This window comes from Kothea flammea (assembly GCF_052161645.1).
Taxonomy (GTDB): Bacteria; Planctomycetota; Planctomycetia; order Pirellulales; family Pirellulaceae; genus Laterigemmans.
The window spans coordinates 1,254,128-1,272,474 of the sequence record NZ_CP197414.1; the positions used below are offsets into that span (position 1 = coordinate 1,254,128).

Below are 18,347 nucleotides of genomic sequence, written 5' to 3' on the forward strand. Positions count from 1 at the left end.
TTTCGTTAGCCCTTAACCAACCGTCTGGTACTGGTTCCAGACCGTTGGGGTCAATCTCAATTCTTGCGACTATCGCGTCGCCGGCGGCTGTTGGGGATAGCCGGTCGGCATCCCATAAGCTTGTTGAGGCACACCTGGGCTGCCATACGCGGAGCCTGGGTACTGTCCCGGATACTGGCCGGGATACTCAGGCGGCACGGCGACCGGGTTGGCGTCATTGGGTTGCATGCCCCGGATTAACGAGCCTGAATTGGAGGAGTTTTGAGGAGGCGGCAGGTAGCGACTCCAGTCGGGGATCCCCGCGGGCTGGTTGGACATGCGATAATTGGGCGCGGCTGGAGGTTCGCCAGGGCTGGTGAACTGGCCGCTGACAGCCGCATCCACGGCAGCTTGAATTGCATCTTCCGCACGCATTGCCGTAGGCTCTGAATTGGGACGGTAAGCTTCCTGCTGCCGCCTCGCGTCAGCAAATTGTTGTTCGCTGGGTGCCGCCTGTTCGCGGCGATCAAGCTTGACCCATTGGTTATCTCGAATCGGTGAGCTATCGCGTTGCCCGGTTGCTGCGTTGCCCGCGGCAATGCCCTCGCGAATGACTCCGTCGTTGAACGTGGTAGCGCTCGGCTCTGGTTCCCGGATACCAGCCGCTTCACCTGCTGCGGCCAAGTCGCGTTGCCACTCTGGCTGCTGATTAACGCCCGGCGTTGGCACGGTCACGTGGGGAGTTGGCGTGTTGATTTGGGAGCCCGGTGCGTTGAACTGGGAAGTTGCCGAGTTATCCGCGGCGAATTGCCCGGTCGACTGGTCGTTGGCTGACGCAGCGACTGGCTGGTCCTTGGCTGACATTGCGTCCGCTGCTGCTGGTGACCCCATCAACTCGGCGAGATCAAAATCAGGTTTCACTTCGGAGATTTCCGAATTGCCTGACCAGGTGGCCGCCTGAGGATCGTTGGCTGGTGGAGCCAACGCGATGTTGCCAGATTTTTCAGCCGAGGTCTGATTGCTGTTGGTCTGATTCCGATTGCCCGATTGGACTGCTGGAGCGGTGAGCGGATTGTTCGCCGGGGCAACTGCCGCGTCCGTGTCGAGTGGCTCGCCCGTATTGATTTCAAAGTCGGCCAAGGTCATTTCGGGCTCTGACTCGGCCCCGTTGTTCACGAGCAGCGCGTAAGCCGCCACCGCCACGATCAACAACACTGGGATTAGCCGCGACCCATACGATTCCATCCACGATCTTCCGGCGGGAACCGCCGCCAGCGGGGATGTCTCCACGACTCGAGGTTTCGTTGACTCTTTGCGACTTTCTTCCTTGCGACTTTCTTCCTTGCGACTTTCTTCCTTGCGACTTCGCTCTTCCCGAGGTTCCGCAGTTGGTTCAGCACTTTTCGCGGCTGGCGGCGAACCACCATCTTCGCCAGCGGAAATGCCGGCGTCGCTTTTGGGCGTTGCTTGATGACTCGACACGGCAGGATCGATCATTACGATCTGCTCGCCTAAAGCGGGTGTCTGCAGCGTGGCTGCAGCCCTTTCCGAGCTCCGCGGCTCGCCGGCAGCATCAATTGTCGAACCAATCGACGCATCGATTTCCGAATCAGGCGGTGGATCGCTCGCCGCGTTAGTCGTCGCTACCGAGGGCATTCGGAACAGCACAGGAGGTCGATCAACGACCGTGCCTGAGCTGAGGAAAATCCGCTGGGGACTTCCACCGCGAGCACGTTGAACTTGACTATCTGGCCGGTTTCCGTGTTTCGGAGCCGTCATTGACTGCCTTCCTTGACTGGCGACTGTTGTCGGACTGGCTGCAGAGACGCGGCCACGCGCCCGCTGCCTTGCGCCGCGCACCGAGGTAGTGTGGGTATCGGTTCTTAATGTTTTGATCTTGAGTCTTTTGCGGGATAGCTAATCTGTAGCGGTTTGGCAAGATCGATCATGCGTGTACTCGTGACGACGGAAGTTCTCGAATTATAGTGAAGCCAGTTGGATGCCCCCGAAGAAACTGCCCCCCTGGTGGTTGCTGGTTGGCAAACGGTTTGAGCAAACTTACGTGCCTCGGAGCCCCTTTAAACTGGCTTTATTGTGAGGAAAAACCAGCGAACCTTGCCGAAATGGCCCCAACGTGAGACGATGGGGGCGGTGCACTCTTCAAGAGTTGTCACCGCCAGAGCAAAACAATTACTAATTTGACTCCAGCGATTAACGAGCCGAATGCTTAAAGCGTCATCACCTGCCGATCAGATTTCCGAACTCTTGCAATCTCGCATCCTAGTGCTCGATGGAGCCATGGGGACGATGATTCAGCGTTTGAAATTAGACGAAGAAGCCGCCCGCGGAGAGCGTTTTCGCGACCATCACAAAGATTTGAGTCGTTTCTCCGATATTCTTTGCCTTACGCACGCTGACAAAATTACCGACATTCACCGAGCCTACTACGAAGCCGGATCAGATATTGTCGAGACGAACTCGTTTGGGGCATCCCCCATCGGCATGGCCGATTTTGAGTTGCCATTGGAGTTGGTCGAGGAAATTAACTTAGCCGCTGCCCGCTGCGCGAGGATCGCCGCCGACGAGTGGACCGAGAAAACGCCCGACAAGCCTCGTTTTGTTGCCGGCTCGATCGGACCCACCAGCCGCCAGATGGCAATCAGCACTAGCGTCGACGACCCGGCCCACCGAGACGTCAGTTATGACGAGATGGTGGCCAGTTATCGCCGCCAGGTTGCCGCTCTGATCGAGGGGGGCGTCGATCTGCTGCTGCCCGAAACGGCGATTGACACGCTCAACCTGAAAGCCTGTTTATTCGCGATCCGAGATTACTTTGACGAAGGTGGCCGGCGGGTGCCGGTGATGGTCAGTGGGACATTTGACAAAGGGGGACGAACCTTTGTCAGCGGCCAAAGTGTGGAGGCGTTTGTCACCGCGCTGAGTCACTTTCCGCTGCTCTCGATCGGCATGAACTGTGCCTTGGGGCCTGACATTATGCGGCCCCACTTGGAGGAAATGTCAAAAGTGGCTGAGACGCCGGTCAGCTGCTATCCCAACGCGGGGCTCCCCAACGAGATGGGGCAGTATGACTTGGGGCCCCGTGCCATGGGTGAGATGATTGCCGATTTTGCCAACAACGGTTGGTTGAATATCGTTGGCGGCTGTTGCGGAACGACCCCCGAGCACATTCGCGAAATCGAATCCGCGGTACGTCGGATCAAGCCTCGCCGCGAACCGTCAGCCTCGGTTTACACCCGCCTTTCCGGTCAGTTGCCGGTGGCTTTGCGGCCAGAAATTCCTTTCACCATGATCGGGGAACGGACGAACGTAACGGGTAGTAAGAAATTTGCTCGCTTGATTCGCAACGACCAATACGACGAAGGTGTCGAAGTTGCTCGCGAGCAAGTTGAGAACGGCGCCATGATCATCGACATCAACTTCGATGACGCGCTACTCGATGGAGCCGAAGCGATGCGTCGCTTTCTCCGCTTGATCGCCGGCGATGACGTGGCGGCCGCTGTTCCCGTGATGATCGACAGTAGTAAATGGGAAGTCATCGAAGAAGGTTTGCGGAATGTGCAGGGCAAGGCAATCGTCAACTCAATTTCGCTCAAAGATGGCGAAGAGGAGTTTCTGCGGCGGGCCAAGCTGGTGCGGCAATACGGTGCCGCCACCGTCGTGATGGCCTTCGACGAAAAAGGGCAAGCGGCAACGAAAGATCATAAAGTGGCGATCTGCCAACGCGCCTACAAATTGTTGGTTGAAAAGGCTCAGTTTCCGCCCGAAGATATCATCTTCGATCCCAATATCTTGACCGTGGCTACCGGAATCGAAGAGCACGACAATTACGCGGTCGACTTTATCGAAGCGGTCCGCGAGATCAAAAAAGTCTGCCCCGGAGCGAAGACCAGCGGCGGGGTCAGCAATATCAGTTTCTCCTTCCGTGGCAATGACCGCGTTCGCGAAGCGATGCACAGCGCGTTTTTATATCACGCTGTGCAAGCTGGGCTCGATATGGGGATCGTCAACGCGGGGCAACTGGAAGTCTACGAGGAAATCCCCAAGGACTTGCTGGAGCATGTTGAGGACGTGCTGCTGAACCGCCGCTCAGACGCCACCGACCGGATGCTGACTTTCGCCGAATCCATCAAAGACACCAGCGGCAAGAAGACTGCCGGAGCCGATTTGGAATGGCGTGAACGAGACGTCCATGCCCGGCTGAAGCATGCTCTCATTAAAGGCATCGACAAATTTGTCGTCGAAGATACCGAAGAGGCTCGCCAACAATGCACGCGTTGTTTGGAAGTCATCGAGGGTCCCTTGATGGATGGGATGCAGGTCGTCGGTGACTTATTCGGCCAAGGCAAGATGTTTCTCCCGCAAGTGGTTAAATCGGCGCGGGTGATGAAGAAAGCGGTCGCCTACCTGGAACCATTCATGGAGCAGGAAAAGATCGAGGCCGGCATCCAAGACCAAGAGGCACGCGGCAAATTTTTGATCGCCACCGTTAAAGGTGACGTGCACGACATCGGTAAAAACATCGTGGGCGTGGTGCTGGCTTGTAACAATTATGAAGTCATCGATTTGGGTGTAATGGTCTCGGCCGAGCGGATTTTGGAGGAAGCTACCAAGCAGGGTGTCGACATGATCGGTCTTTCGGGGCTGATCACTCCCAGCCTCGATGAGATGACGCAGGTGGCTCGAGAAATGAAGCGACTGGGAATGACCATGCCGCTGCTGATCGGTGGAGCCACGACCAGTGCAAAGCATACGGCTGTTAAAATTGCCCCAGCTTACGATGGTCCGATCGTGCACGTGCTCGACGCCAGTCGCAGCGTTGGGGTGGTGGAGAAATTGCTCAGCAAAAAACACCGCGATAAATTCATCAAGGATAATATTGAAACGCAGCGAGAATTGGTGGCCAGCTATCGAGGCCGCAAGCAAACGCTCGTTCCCTACGAGGAAGCGTGTGAGAAAAAGTTTCCCACCGACTGGAAAAATGTCGAGATCAACCAACCCGAGTTCCTCGGGGTGCAGGTGATCGAAGATCAATCGCTGGAGGAGCTTCGCCATTACATCGATTGGTCTCCCTTCTTCATGACTTGGGAGCTGAAGGGTAAGTACCCGAAGATTTTTGATGACTCTTACGTTGGTACCGTCGCCAAGGAACTGTACGAAAACGCCAACGCGATGCTCGACAAAGTGATTGCGGCGGGAACGCTCCGCGCCAAAGCGGCGTTCGGTTTCTTCCCCGCTGCGAGCGAGGGTGATGACGTGATCCTCTATACCGATGACACCCGGCAAACCGAACGTGCCCGTCTGCACTTCCTTCGCCAGCAATGGCAACGCAAGGGGCAGGAATGCTACCGCTGTCTGGCCGATTACGTCGCTCCCCGGGACAGCGGTCGCGCCGACTATGTTGGCGGCTTTGTCGTCACCGCAGGGATCGGTGCCGAGGAATTGGCAAACGCCTACAAGGCGGAGCACGATGACTACAACGGCATCATGATTCAAGCGATCGCCGACCGTTTGGCTGAAGCGTTCGCGGAAATGCTGCACCAAAAAGTCCGTCACGCCTGGCAATATGGTCGCCAAGAGCAACTCAGCTACGAAGAGATGATCGATGAGAAGTATCGCGGAATTCGACCGGCGGCCGGTTACCCAGCTTGCCCCGATCACACCGAAAAGAAACTGCTCTTTGAACTGCTCCAGGCCGAACAAAATGTCGGCGTGGAGCTGACCGAAAGCTACGCCATGACCCCGGCGGCCAGCGTCAGCGGATTGTATTTCGCGCACCCCGAATCACGTTATTTCACCGTCGATCGGATCACGCGGGAACAAGCCCAGGCCTACGCCAAACGGAAAGCGATGCCGCTCCGCGAAGTCGAACGTTGGCTGGCTCCCAATCTTGGTTACGAAGTCTAAACTGGCCACTCCCGCTGTGCAGCGGATTGATTGCAACTCGCACTTTTTTATTGCAACTCGCACTGTGAACAGCTCGTGAGCCGATTGGTTGTCGGCTCGCGGGTTGCGCGGATAAATTCTCCGGCATTGCTGGTGAGATTTGCAGCATTCTCCCAATTTTTTTACTCGCAATGTCTACCGCCGATGCCCCGTCGCCTGATTTCCGAACTAAAACCGCAAGAGCAAGTTGACCAAACTTTTCGCGCGGCAGACAAACAACTGCGAGCGAACCGGCAGGGAGCCAAATACATTATTTTGAAGTTGGCCGATCGCTCCGGGACGCTGACCGGGATGCTTTGGAACGCCGACGAGGACGTTTTTAATGCTTTCCAGCGGGGGGACTTCCTCCGCTGCGTGGGGCGTTTGCAAGTCTTCAATGGCGGCTTGCAGATGATCGTCTCGCAACTCGAAAAAGTTGACACCGCCTCGGTGGATCCGGCTGACTTCGAGCGGTTTGATGCCACCGCGGCCGATGCGATGGAGAGCCAATTGCGAACCCTGATCGAGGGGCTGACGGATCCGCTGCTCCGCGCCGTTGGGTTGGCTTTCATCGGCGATGAGGGCTTCATGACCAAGCTGAAGAAAGCATCCGCGGCGGTTAATCACCACCATGCCTACCCGGGTGGACTGCTGCGGCACACGATCGATCTGATGGAGTTGGCCCAGCTGATCGCGCCCAGATATCCCCGCGTCAACGGCGAACTGGTGATCCTCGGAGCCTTTTTGCATGACTTGGGCAAAACCGAGGAACTCTCCGTCGGTGAGGAGACGGTCTATACCGATCGGGGCCAATTAATCGGGCATATTATCATCGGCGTGCAGATGTTAGCCGATAAAATTCGCGCAGCGGAGCAGCAGCTGGGGGATTCGTTTCCCGAGGTGCTGCGTTGGCAATTGGAACACCTCGTGCTCAGCCATCACGGACAGTTGGAATTTGGTAGCCCTAAAATTCCCTTGACAGTGGAAGCGATTTTACTGCATCACATCGATAACCTCGATGCCAAGATGGCGGCCGCCGATGCGGTGCTGGAAACAGATGTCGCCGCGGAAGGGAACTGGACCAACTTCAATCCAGCTTTCGGTCGCAAGCTATGGAAGCAGCCTTAACGCTCAAAACGGAAGAGGAAGAGTCCGCTCATGTCCACCCTGCCCACCCCGGTTCGTTCCGCAGTTGTCTTGCTCTCGGGCGGACTCGATAGCGCCACCTGTTTGGCAATTGCCAGCAGCCAAGGTTATCAAATTCACTCGCTCAGCTTTCGCTACGGCCAACGCCATCAGTACGAATTGGAGCGAGCCCAACGGTTGGCCGATCATTATCAAGTGGCTTCCCATACCGTGATCGATATTAACCTCGCCGCGATCGGTGGTTCGGCGCTGACCGATGCATCGATTGCTGTCCCCAAGTCCAACTCCGTCGAGGAAATAGGTATCCACATCCCGGTTACTTACGTCCCAGCTCGCAACACGATCTTCTTGTCGGTTGCCATGGGATTGGCCGAGGCGCGGCAGTCACTGGAGATCTTCATTGGTGTCAATGCGCTGGACTACAGCGGCTATCCCGATTGCCGCCCCGAGTTTATCCGCGCCTTCGAGAGCATGGCTAATTTGGCGACCAAGTTGTTCGTAGAAGGGCACCACACACTGAGAATCAACACTCCCTTAATTCAGCTTTCCAAAGCTCAAATTATCGCCAAGGGTCTAGAGTTGGGGGTCGATTACTCGCTCACCCTCTCCTGCTACGATCCTGGTGAAGGAGGGCGCCCCTGCGGACATTGTGATGCCTGCCTGCTGCGGGCCAAAGGCTTTGCCGAATGTGGCCAGCCTGATCCCGCCTTGGTTTGATGACGCTTGGACCGTCGGCGGAGCGAAAGGCGACTTTGGCTGCTTAGGCTTCTTTCAACTTGCCACCGCAGCTCACTCCGATCACGCCGACAATCACGATCGCGAAGTGATACCACATGGGGCTGCGAGCGTATTGGCCCGCTTCAAGGAAATCCAAATCGGCGATCTTCGTTCCCTCGGGCAATTCCGGCACGTCAGTTGTCAAATTCATCGCGATCGTGATCGCTCCCATGACGATCACCATGCCGATCAGAATTTTGGTCGCTAACACTGGCTTTTTCCGCGAGACCAACGTGGCCAGCCGACCGGCAAAGATTGCCGCGATGCCGCCCCCCACCAGCGAAGCGATTGTCCACCCGAGGCTGGCATTAACGGTTTCTCCGGCGAATGCGAATTCGTTGCCCAGGGAAAACCAAGTGGCGGCGATTCCCAGAATCACCACGCAAACCATGCCCACATAGCCAACCACAGCTGCCACTATCGCGCGAATCATTGAGTGCTCATTTTCAGTTTGTAAAATTTCGAAATCACTCGTCGTGTCAACAAAGAATCGACCTGCCGCTCATCGTATCTTGTCATTCTTGAATCGGTAACTCTGCTTGGCGCAATTGGCCATCGCGGAGGTACTCAACCGTCACCCGCTCACCCGCTTTGCGATTTCTCAACACGTAAGCCAGCAAATCTGTCTCTCGTGATAGATCGCGTCGTCCGTCATAACTGATGATAATGTCATTCACCGCGAAGCCTTGACGTTTGGCCGTGGCGTGGGCTCCGTACTGGCCCACATGGCGCACCAGCAATGCCATTTGGTCGTCGGCAATCGGCAACTCATTTCTGATCTCGGCGGGTGCGGTTTCCAAACTCAAGCCGCCGGTAGCAATCCGACGCAAGCCCCACGAACTGACTCGCCAGGAAATGTCATCGCGTTGACGCCAACCGGCGGCCAATTGCAGTTCCAGGTTTAACGGCTCTCCACCCCGGTTTCCTCGCACTGCGACCGCAGCACCCGACGCTGGAATGCCATGCAGAACCCACTGAACATCGGCCATGGAGATCAACGGTTGCCCAGCCATGTAGACCAGAACATCACCGACTTTGAATCCAGCCTCGGCGGCGGGAGAATTAGGAAGCACTTCTTCAACGGTGGCGCGTTGTTTTGGATCGAACACCAAACCGATGCTTTTGGGGTGGGGATATTGAAAGATTACCCTCTCGGGAACAGGTTCCTCGGCTTGCCAGTAATATTCACGTTGCGCATCGCCAATCTGATGGCAATGGATGCAGCTCTTTACCAAATCGTTACCCGACTTCAGGCGACTTGTATACTTATCGCGTAGCGCGGGGTACTGTTCCGGTGAAGTGACATCCGGTTCCGTCCCCTGTTTACCCGCCAGGGAAGCGGCATTCTGCGGATAGCTTTTATGCAAAGCCAAAGCCGCCCGCATCGCTTTTTGCATCCCTTCGAGCGAGACATCGGTGAGCCATTCGGTGCGGTGTGAACGAGTGCCAAAGCGTCCATAAACGGTGCCGTCTCCATTGAGAAAAAAGACGGCAAACGATTGATCGGTATCATATTGAAAAATGTTCAGATCTAGCCCGTTTGTTGACACCTGACGAACACAGACAAATTCATCTAGCAAGCCGTTGATCTCAGGATCTTTGTCAACCAAGTCGTCATCCAATTTGACACACTCTTCGCATGGCACACAGCGCAGCACCACCATCAATGGTTTGCCGCTTTCTTTGGCCTGGGCAAACCCGGCGGGCAAATCGTTGTACAGCCAACGGCCCTCTGACTCCACACGCTCCCGATCAAGCTGTAATTTTTCAGCGCGGGACAACTGCTCTTGGGCAGCCAATACGGAAGCTAGCAACAGACAACATCCGAAAATGCTCAGGCGGGTGATGCTCAACAACATTGCCATGTTCCTCGGTGAAAGCTGGAAAGACACTCGGACCATTGTCCATTTGACATTTCAATTTGTAGAAAGCTGCTATTCATTTTCTGCTTCCACAATCATTGTGCCTTGCATCACCATCCAGTGGCCGGGGAAAGTGCAGATATAAGGATAGGAGGCTGGCGTTTGCGGGACCCGAAAAAAGATTGAGAATTCATTTTTGGGTTCGACGACATCGGTGTAAGCCAACACCGCCTCGTGCTCGGGGACATACTGCCGCGCCGCGCCCTCGGGGTCGCCAACAAGTTTGTTGGCCAACTCGCCGACGGCTTGCGTGCTTCCCGGTTGCAGCAGCGCCCAGTTATGAGGTACCGCGTCGGGGTTCACCAAAGTCAACTTAATTGCTTCGCCAGCTTGCACTCGCAACTCTCGCGTTTCAAAAGCGAGATTGCTGCCGACTTGCAACTTAATCTCCCGCGCCCCGGCGATCTCCTCCCGCCAAGGATTCGGTTTACTATCGACCGCTCGCGAAATATCGGCCAAGATTGGATGCGGATAAATGACCTTCCGTTCCTCGCGGTAACCGGGGAAATCGCGGAATGGTTCATCGAGGGCGTGCACCGTGACAAACATCTCACGTCCGACATCGGCGCGTGGATAGAGCCGCAGGTGTAATTGGTTCACCGGTTGCACGTCGGGTATCTCGAGAAACAAAGAGCGACCATCGGCCAGCACGTGGGCCGACTGAATGGGCAACACGTCATGGCCACGAACCCCCGCGTGTCGACTCGAATACTCTGGCGAACCGTAGGCGCTGCTGTATCGATAGTTCCAGGCTTGCGCGAAATGACTGCGGGGGTTGGCGGCGGTGGCTGGATCAAGGGGGGCCGAAAAGGTAATCCGCACGCCATTTTCGTGAACGTGAAAATCAATCGGTTGTTGAACTTCGCCCCCCGTGTAACGGACGCGTTGCAAACAGCCATCCTCGGTGGTGTAACTTCCCCAGCCGGCCATCCCCACGACGTACAATTGACCATCATGAGGCCCGAAGCTGCCGCGATGCACGCCTGATTGAAAATCACCCGGCAGCGGAACGGTCGCCCCTTGCAATTGATCGCCCACCTGGTCACGCAGCAACAGCATGTAGGTTCCTGCGCCGAAGGAAAGGTGGACCATGTTGCCGGTTAGCGGTCCCCAGCGATCGTCTTCGATATAGACTTGGCCACCACTGGAGTTGTCGACTCCGCGGGGCAGATAGACCAGCGGCAGCGCGGGCGGTTCGCCGTTTTGCGGTCCCCGGTATCCAAAGAAAGGCTGGCCGTCGGTTGGCCGTCGCGCGCAAATCATGGAGGCGGGTGTCCATTGCCCTTCGCTGCAAGGAACCGTAACCGTACCATCGGGATAAACTCCGATGCCATCTGGATTGCGAAAGCCGGTGGCGGCAACTTCGACGCGTTGGCCATCCGGACTGATCTTCAGCAAACCTTGATTGCTTGATGATGTGTAAAAATAACCGTCGCGATCACGTTCCAGGCCGCAGATGAAATCGTGGCCCCCCGCCGAAGTCTCATAACCATCGCAGAAGGATTCATAGAAATCCATTTCCCCATCCTGATTTAGATCTTGCAACTTGGTGATGCGATCTCGGCCAAGGACATAAATAGCATCATCAGTGGTGACCACGCCGAGCGCTTGCTGCAGGCCCGCCGCGATCCTCCGCCAGCGGGCGCGGGGTGCGGGTTCGCCCGCGGCGGGTGGCTTGGCGTCCAACCCGGCAACCTGCCAAACATCACCCTGCATGGTCGTCACAATGGCATTTCCGTTGGGCAGGAAATCGATTCCCGCGCCATAGATCAACGCTTTCCAAGGGTTTTCGCTGGGCAAGCCGATGGTATCAATGGCGTAGGGCTGCTGAGTGCCGAAGGTGATGGGTGTTTCGATCACTTGAGGCCACTGGGGTTCCCCGGCGGACAATAGTGATCCCAGCGGATGTTGATCCCGCGGGGCCTTGATCCGCCGAAACTCTCCCCCTTCCACGACCGGCGCATCGAGGTATTCAACATCGCCAATGCGGTAAGCAAAAATGACTTGTGAACCATGTCGATAGAAACCGTGGTACTCAAACGGTTCACGCACCGGTGCGGTGCCGGCACCCGCGATGACTTTTCCGGCCATCCCCAGGCCATCCATGAACCCATGTCGCACCGATGAGAATTCGAGAAAATCACCGGTCCAGACCAGGTCGTAGCTGAGCGTGTCGGGATTAAAGCAGGTGAATATTTTTTGCTCATCGCCGAGCTGCAAACAGACGCCGCGGGGGACCGTTAAGCCGGGTGCTCGAAACACGCCGCACTGCACCGAGCTGAGCATTGTCTCGTTCCAGCGACTATCCATCCACCCCGCTTCGTTTTGATTCCCCCAATGTCCGAAGCCACCGCCATCCAGCCCGGGGAAATCTTGCAACAACGGTGGCGGAAACTCTTGTTGCCGAAAATGATCAGCCTGTTTGGCATAGAACTGGAACATCCGATCGCGGTTGACCGGTTGATGCAGCTGCGTCCAATATTCAGGATCGAGAGGGGCAGGATCAAGAGCCAGCTTGACCGGATCCATAGCGGTCCAATGCTGGAGCACCGCATCGAGCACTTCGGGGGCCACTTTTTGACCATGTCCGAGGTCGCTGAGGAAGGCGAACAGATCACGCTGTTGCTGGGGACGCATCGCTTCGAGCAACCCCACCGGCATCACCGAACCGCCATCCATTTGGTCCTCGATCTCGTCGCGGTCGAGCAACGTTTCGACTCCGCTCGATGGATCTCGCAAACGTATGGTTTCGGCGGTCGATTCAACAACGTAGCCGTTAAGAATCACGCCGGCCGCCGTTAGGACTCGCGTGGTGCGATAGGCATCTTCGATATGTCTTTGCGGAAATTTTACCGCTTCAACTAGTTGCCAAGCACTTCGCTGTTTCCCGAACTGATCGAGCGCCGGCCCCACCTGGCCGCCATGCTTGCCCAAGCGGTGACAGGCGAGGCAGGCAAATTTTTGGTCGGCAAACACCGTCATCCCGCGCAACGCTTCTCCTTCCTCAGCAGCCTCATTGGCTAGTTGCTGGAGATTATCGATGTCGTTGGGATGGGCTAATTCAGTGCGGGTCCAGGTGAGGTAGTTAGGACGCCGGGGGACGGGGGCGGTGGGATGTAACTGGGCAGTCAGCCAATCGAGTCCAGCCATGTTATCGGCTAGCCGGGCCTCCGCATCCAAATCGGTGTGATTAAGGATCCCAATGGGCCCGCGGTAGCCGCTGTTTTCAATTGTGCGGATGATGCGAAGATCGAGATCGCCCGTGCCGAGGGGCATGATCTTTAAGCCTTTTGAGTCACCGCCAGCCGTCATGCCATTAAGATTTAAGGCCAGCAGGTGGGGTCGCATTTTCGCCAGTAGTTCCGGCAGGCGATCGAGGTGAGCGTGGCCGTGGTGCAAGTTATAAACGATCCCCACGTTGGACATTCCAAGGTGTTCAATTACGGCAATTTGGTTTTCTGGTTCGCCAAACCAACCCCCATGGTTGTAAAGGCCCACGCTGCAACCGATCTCGGCGGCCGCCGTTGCAATCCGTCCGATCCGAGCCGCTTCGGCTTCCACCCTTGCTTGTTGCTGTTCCGCATTTTGCGTTGGTTCGCCCCCGCCCGTTACCCATAATTGTGTCTTGATCTGATGGCGGCGCAGCACGTCAAGAATTAATTTTGCTTCATCATTGATATCTCCGGGAAACCACCAAGCGGTCAGCTCGATATCATACTGTTTGAGCGCTCGCATCTCCTCATCAAAGGTGGGAATATGATTCGCGCGGTAATCATAAGCTAGCCGTTTGATACCCAACTCGGAGAGCATCTCTGCGCGCTGCCGCGGGCCGCGCTGTTTGGCGTCAAACGGCACGATGCACCAAGCAACCAAGTTTTCCTTTTCCCAGAGAGAGTCCTCAGCTCGCGCTGAGAGCAGATCAGCGGTGCCAGCCAAGCAGAGCAGAAGAGCCAATAGGTAAACGCGAGGAGTCAACATTTCATGAAACTCAAGGAGGAGGGAACATTGCTCGTGGAGAAGGGGAAGGTAGGCGACGAGGCGGCGGCGATCGCTCCGTGGCGAACATCAGTATAACAAAACCATTGCCACTGTCCGAGCAATTTGTCGAGGCCCGGGGCGACTGGGGAACTTCATCGACATGGATGGCATCTCAGCCACTTGCAGCCGGAAATTCATGGGGGGCTAGACGGCCATGGTTGGAGAGGCGATGTTTAGAAACCCACCCCAATTATCCTCCACTATAGAACCCACCTCCAATTGGCCCCCAGCCCTCGGGGCAAAACAAACAAAAGGAAATTCGACGCGATGCAAATCAAACAGCTTGGCGATGCCGGTTTTGCTGTCAGTCAAATTGGCCTGGGCTGTTGGCAGTTCGGCGGCGATTTTGGTCCCATCGATGATGAAACTTCGCTGCAAATCATGCAGTCGGCGGTCGACCAAGGGATTTCGTTCTTTGATACGGCAAATGTCTATGGGGATGGGCGAAGCGAGCGGCTGATCGGCCAATTTCGTGCCAAGTCGGATGCCGAGCTGAAGATTGCCACCAAGTTTGGCCGCGGTGATGTTTATCCCGATGGTTACAGCCTGGACGCGCTGCGGCAAGCGATCGATGCCTCGCGCGAGCGGTTGGGAGTCGACTGCATCGATCTGTTGCAGCTGCACTGCGTACCGACTGCGGTGCTGAGGCAGGGTGCGATTTTTGATTGGCTGAGAACGGTCCAGCAGGAAGGATCGATCAGCCACTGGGGAGCCAGCGTCGAATCGGATGAAGAGGCGGTGATCTGCTTGGACCAACCCGGCCTGCTGTCACTGCAGATGATCTTCAATATCTTCCGGCAAAAACCATTGGAAGCAGTCTTCCCGCGAGCGGCCGATCAGGGCGTGGGCATTATCGTGCGACTGCCTCTGGCCAGCGGATTGTTGGCCGGAAAGTATACCGCCGCCACCACGTTTGCTCCCAGCGATCACCGAAATTTCAATCGCGACGGTGAACACTTTAGCGTAGGTGAAACGTTTGCCGGTTTGCCTTTCCAGCAGGGAGTCGCTTTAGTTGAGAGCTTGCGGGATTGGTTGCCGCCTGAGCTGACGATGGCCCAAATGGCCCAGCGTTGGATCTTGGATTACCCGGCGGTCAGCACCATCATCACTGGTGCGAGCAGACCCGAGCAGGTGCTTGGCAACGCGGCCGTCGCCGACCTCCCTGCCCTGCCCGCTGAACTCCATCGCCAACTGGCCGAGTTCTATCATCGCGAAGTTCGCCAACACATTCGCGGGCCCTACTAACCGCGGCCGACTCTTACCCAATCAACTGCAGCAAGGTCTCGCGCACTTGTTGTGGGTTGGCGTTGGGGTTTTGTTTTTTGGCTTGACCGATCAGCGAACCGATTGCTTGGACTTTGCCTCCGCGAATCTGTTCCACGATTGCCGGGTTGTTGTCGACCAGCGTTTGGCAGAGCGATGTTAACTCGCCGGAGTCGACGACTTTGATTCCCAACGCTTCGACTGCTCCGTCAACATCGGTCGCGTAATCTAACATGTATTGAAAGACGTCGCGGCCGCGTGAGGTATCCAGCTGCCCCGCTTCGACACGTGCTAATAGTTCGCCCAAGTGGTCGGCCGAGACGGCCAACTGGCCAATCTGCAAGCCTCGCTCATTTAGTGTCCTCAGCACATCTTGTTGAATCCAAGCACTGGTCCGCGTGGCGGCTCCGGAGACTTCGGCGGCACGCTCAAAGTAAGCGATCAGCTCGGGGCCTTGATTGACGATCACATCGGCGTCGTAGATCTTCAATCCGTACTGGTTCTGCAACCGAGTGCGAGTTTCAGCCGGCAATTCCTCTAGTTCGGCTCGCAGTTTCTCGACCAATTCTCGTGGCAACCGCACGGGGAGCAGGTCGGGATCGGGAAAGTAACGGTAGTCGGCCGATTCCTCTTTTTCGCGTTGCAGAAAGGTAGTCTGCTTGCCGTCATCCCAGCCCCGAGTTTGTTTGGACCGCGTCTCGATCGTCGCTCCGGTATCTTCCCAATCGACGTACTGACGACGCACTTCGTATTCGATCGCCCGTTCGACCGCGCGGAAGCTGTTCATGTTCTTGATTTCGCAAATCGGCGTGGCGATAACTTTATCGTCAACTTCGAGATGCAAATTAACGTTCGCATCGACTCGCAAACTCCCCTCTTGCATCTCGCAATCAGAGACCCCCAAGTGCGTCAGCAAGAGTTTCAGTTCCGTCAAAAAAACGCGGGCCTCAGCGGCGGAGCGAAGGTCGGGCTGGGAAACGATTTCCAGCAAGGGCGTGCCGCAACGGTTGAGATCGATCCGCGTGTCGCTGGTCCCGGCCGTTTCGTCATGGATGCTCTTGCCGGCATCTTCTTCCAGGTGGGCGCGGACCAATTGGATGCGGCGAGTCTGGCCGTCACGATCGGGGGCTGGGTCGGGGATGTCAACAAAGCCATCGGCGCAAATGGGTAAATCAAATTGGCTGATTTGATACCCTTTGGGAAGATCTGGATAAAAATATTGTTTGCGATCCCATTTCGTCAGTGGCGGAATCTCGCAATTTAAAGCCAAACCGGTTTGCACGGCCAATTCAACCGCTCTGCGGTTCAGCACCGGCAAGGCACCTGGCAAACCGAGGCAGACCGGGCAGACTTGGGTGTTAGGTGGCGCGCCGAATTCCGTGCTGCAGCGACAAAATAGTTTGCTGGCTGTCTTTAATTGCACATGGACTTCAAGCCCAATGATTACCTGGTGCGGCAATGTCTCGGCTGGGGAATTCCCGCTTTCGGCGTTCACGTTTGAGGCCTCCGGCGATGATGCTCCGTGGTCGCCTGGAACGCGGCCGCGGCTTGCAGCAGGCGGCCTTCCTGCAAGGGTGGAGCTTGTAATTGAACACCGATCGGCAAACCTCCGTCCGTGACGCCGCCGGGCAACGTGAGGGCGGGAATGCCGGCTAAATTGGCTCCAACGGTGAATAAATCGCAAAGGTACATTTGCAAGGGATCGTCCGTTTTCTCACCAAAGCGAAAAGCGGGCGTGGGGGTCACCGGCCCCAGCACTAAATCGACAGAGCCAAAGGCGGTATCAAAATCGTTGCGAATTAACCGCCGCACCTTGAGCGCTTGCAAGTAGTAGGCGTCGTAGTAACCGGTGCTGAGGGCGTAAGTGCCGACCATGATCCGCCGTTTAACCTCGGCGCCAAATCCTTGTTCGCGACTTTGGCAGTAGGTTGCCAGCAGCGGACCATCGCGCCGAACATCGGCCGCAGCAGGCTCAGCTCGGAAGCCATAATGAGCCCCTTCGTAGCGGGACAGATTGCTGCTCGCTTCACACGGCGCGATGACGTAATACGTGGGCACCCAATAACGACTGTGGGACAAGGAAAGGTCGACGATCGTGGCCCCCAAGGAACGAAACACGTCGGCGGCGGCCAGCACGGCAGATCGCAATTCAGGGTCCAGCCCTTCGGCATCCAACGCATCGATCAGCAAGCCAATCCGCATTCGTCGCAGATCACGGCTTGCCAACGCTTCCTGCCAGGCGGGCACCGGCTCGGCTAACGAAGTGGAATCGAGTGGGTCGTGGCCGGCCAGCGTCGAGAGCAGTAAGCCGCAGTCCTCGATATCCCAGGCCAGCGGCCCCATCTGATCCAAACTGCTGGCAAAAGCCACCAGCCCATACCGGCTGACGCGACCGTAGGTGGGCTTCAGGCCAGTCAATCCACAAAAAGCGGCCGGCTGACGGATCGACCCGCCGGTGTCACTGCCCACGCCCAAAGGGCAATTCATGGCGGCCACCGCGGCTGCTGTTCCCCCGCTACTGCCCCCCGGAGTTCGCGATACATCCCAGGGGTTACGCGAGGCGCCGACCGCGCTGGTTTCGGTGCTGGCCCCCATCGCGAATTCATCAAGGTTGGTTTTGCCAACGATCAATGCGCCGGCTGCCTTTAAACGCTCAACCACCGTTGCCTGGTAGGGCGATTGATAGCCATCGAGCATCTGTGAGGAACAGCTGGTCGGCATATCATCAGTGCAGATGACATCTTTGAGAGCGACCGGCACGCCCGCCAGGGCTCCCAGCGGTTTTCCGGCTTGGCGATCCTGGTCGATTTGCTCGGCTTGCTCGAGCACTCGCAGCGGATCGGCGCGATAGGTGAAGGCCCGCACGGCAGCTTCGGTGTCGGCAATTCGGCTGAGCGCAGCCTGAGCAATCTCGACAGCCGTCAGATCGCCACTCGCCTGCAAACGCAATAGCTCGGCGGCGGAATCGAGGGGGAGGCTCATAATGGCCCGAGCACCGGCGGAACGAGGAACGACTCTTCATCATGACGCGGGGCGGCGGCCAATGCCTGCTCGCGCGTGAGCCCCGGCTGGACAATGTCATCCGCCCAGCAATTGACTACATCCAGAGCGGTCGTCATCGGCAGCACTTCGCTCGTATCCAGCTCCGATAGCTGATGTACGAAACCAAGAATTCGTTCCAATTGGGGCCCCAATTGCTCGATCTCTTGCTCGCTCAATTCGAGCCGAGCTAAGCGGGCCAACTTGACGACTTCGTCGTGATTCATGGTGCTGCAGGAG

Annotated in this window: 11 protein-coding genes; 4 read left to right on the plus strand and 7 right to left on the minus strand. The window is 56.8% G+C overall.

Translation table 11 applies throughout. The features are described from left to right. Window positions 1-69: 69 nt before the first annotated feature. Window positions 70-1,758, minus strand: coding sequence for a hypothetical protein (locus SH139x_RS04405; RefSeq protein WP_488354076.1), 1,689 nt, complete (start codon window positions 1,756-1,758; stop codon window positions 70-72). A gap of 444 nt (window positions 1,759-2,202) precedes the next feature. Here SH139x_RS04405 and metH point away from each other — a divergent pair, with 444 nt between their 5' ends. From metH to queC, 3 genes are all read left to right on the plus strand, one after another. Beyond that, a complete protein-coding gene (gene metH / locus SH139x_RS04410; RefSeq protein ID WP_488354077.1) occupies window positions 2,203-5,904 on the plus strand; it encodes a methionine synthase in 3,702 nt (1,233 codons plus the stop codon). A gap of 183 nt (window positions 5,905-6,087) precedes the next feature. Continuing rightward, window positions 6,088-7,050 carry a 3'-5' exoribonuclease YhaM family protein gene (locus SH139x_RS04415; protein ID WP_488354078.1) on the plus strand — a complete coding sequence of 321 codons (963 nt, stop codon included), beginning with the start codon at window positions 6,088-6,090 and terminating at the stop codon, window positions 7,048-7,050. A gap of 30 nt (window positions 7,051-7,080) precedes the next feature. Beyond that, on the plus strand, window positions 7,081-7,785 hold the full coding sequence (gene queC, locus SH139x_RS04420; RefSeq protein WP_488354079.1) for a 7-cyano-7-deazaguanine synthase QueC: 705 nt from the start codon (window positions 7,081-7,083) through the stop codon (window positions 7,783-7,785). 43 nt (window positions 7,786-7,828) lie between these two features. Here queC and SH139x_RS04425 read toward each other — a convergent pair whose 3' ends face one another. The 3 genes from SH139x_RS04425 to SH139x_RS04435 all read right to left on the minus strand — a co-directional run bounded on the left by SH139x_RS04425 (window position 7,829) and on the right by SH139x_RS04435 (window position 13,745). Next, on the minus strand, window positions 7,829-8,278 hold the full coding sequence (locus SH139x_RS04425; RefSeq protein WP_488354080.1) for a hypothetical protein: 450 nt from the start codon (window positions 8,276-8,278) through the stop codon (window positions 7,829-7,831). An 82-nt stretch (window positions 8,279-8,360) separates the two neighbouring features. Further along, complete coding sequence (locus SH139x_RS04430) at window positions 8,361-9,704, minus strand: Trx7/PDZ domain-containing (seleno)protein (RefSeq protein WP_488354081.1); 1,344 nt, start codon at window positions 9,702-9,704, stop codon at window positions 8,361-8,363. Between the two features lie 75 nt (window positions 9,705-9,779). Beyond that, the gene (locus tag SH139x_RS04435) at window positions 9,780-13,745 is read right to left on the minus strand and encodes a DUF6797 domain-containing protein (RefSeq protein WP_488354082.1); all 3,966 of its coding nucleotides are present in this window, start codon (window positions 13,743-13,745) and stop codon (window positions 9,780-9,782) included. A gap of 327 nt (window positions 13,746-14,072) precedes the next feature. Here SH139x_RS04435 and SH139x_RS04440 point away from each other — a divergent pair, with 327 nt between their 5' ends. Then, window positions 14,073-15,050, plus strand: coding sequence for an aldo/keto reductase (locus tag SH139x_RS04440; protein WP_488354083.1), 978 nt, complete (start codon window positions 14,073-14,075; stop codon window positions 15,048-15,050). Window positions 15,051-15,063: 13 nt separating this feature from the next. On the opposite strand, the gene gatB is transcribed toward SH139x_RS04440, so the two are convergent. From gatB to gatC, 3 genes are read right to left on the minus strand one after another with little or no spacing between them, the layout of a single operon-like run. Beyond that, on the minus strand, window positions 15,064-16,563 hold the full coding sequence (gene gatB, locus SH139x_RS04445; RefSeq protein WP_488354084.1) for an Asp-tRNA(Asn)/Glu-tRNA(Gln) amidotransferase subunit GatB: 1,500 nt from the start codon (window positions 16,561-16,563) through the stop codon (window positions 15,064-15,066). Beyond that, window positions 16,560-18,050 (minus strand): Asp-tRNA(Asn)/Glu-tRNA(Gln) amidotransferase subunit GatA, encoded by a 1,491-nt coding sequence (gene gatA, locus SH139x_RS04450; protein WP_488354085.1) that lies wholly within the window; start codon window positions 18,048-18,050, stop codon window positions 16,560-16,562. Before gatA ends, gatB begins: the two co-directional genes overlap by 4 nt. Beyond that, the gene (gatC, locus tag SH139x_RS04455) at window positions 18,047-18,334 is read right to left on the minus strand and encodes an Asp-tRNA(Asn)/Glu-tRNA(Gln) amidotransferase subunit GatC (protein ID WP_488354086.1); all 288 of its coding nucleotides are present in this window, start codon (window positions 18,332-18,334) and stop codon (window positions 18,047-18,049) included. The genes gatA and gatC overlap by 4 nt, the downstream gene beginning before the upstream one ends. Window positions 18,335-18,347 lie beyond the last annotated feature (13 nt).

Bases quoted from the DNA above. Each gene is read 5' to 3' on its own strand.
- metH (WP_488354077.1), top strand. From the start codon at position 2,203: ATGCTTAAAGCGTCATCACCTGCCGATCAGATTTCCGAACTCTTGCAA.
- SH139x_RS04440 (WP_488354083.1), top strand. From the start codon at position 14,073: ATGCAAATCAAACAGCTTGGCGATGCCGGTTTTGCTGTCAGTCAAATT.
- gatC (WP_488354086.1), bottom strand. From the start codon at position 18,334: ATGAATCACGACGAAGTCGTCAAGTTGGCCCGCTTAGCTCGGCTCGAA.
- SH139x_RS04425 (WP_488354080.1), bottom strand. From the start codon at position 8,278: ATGATTCGCGCGATAGTGGCAGCTGTGGTTGGCTATGTGGGCATGGTT.
- gatA (WP_488354085.1), bottom strand. From the start codon at position 18,050: ATGAGCCTCCCCCTCGATTCCGCCGCCGAGCTATTGCGTTTGCAGGCG.
- SH139x_RS04430 (WP_488354081.1), bottom strand. From the start codon at position 9,704: ATGTTGTTGAGCATCACCCGCCTGAGCATTTTCGGATGTTGTCTGTTG.
- queC (WP_488354079.1), top strand. From the start codon at position 7,081: ATGTCCACCCTGCCCACCCCGGTTCGTTCCGCAGTTGTCTTGCTCTCG.
- SH139x_RS04435 (WP_488354082.1), bottom strand. From the start codon at position 13,745: ATGTTGACTCCTCGCGTTTACCTATTGGCTCTTCTGCTCTGCTTGGCT.
- SH139x_RS04415 (WP_488354078.1), top strand. From the start codon at position 6,088: ATGCCCCGTCGCCTGATTTCCGAACTAAAACCGCAAGAGCAAGTTGAC.
- SH139x_RS04405 (WP_488354076.1), bottom strand. From the start codon at position 1,758: ATGACGGCTCCGAAACACGGAAACCGGCCAGATAGTCAAGTTCAACGT.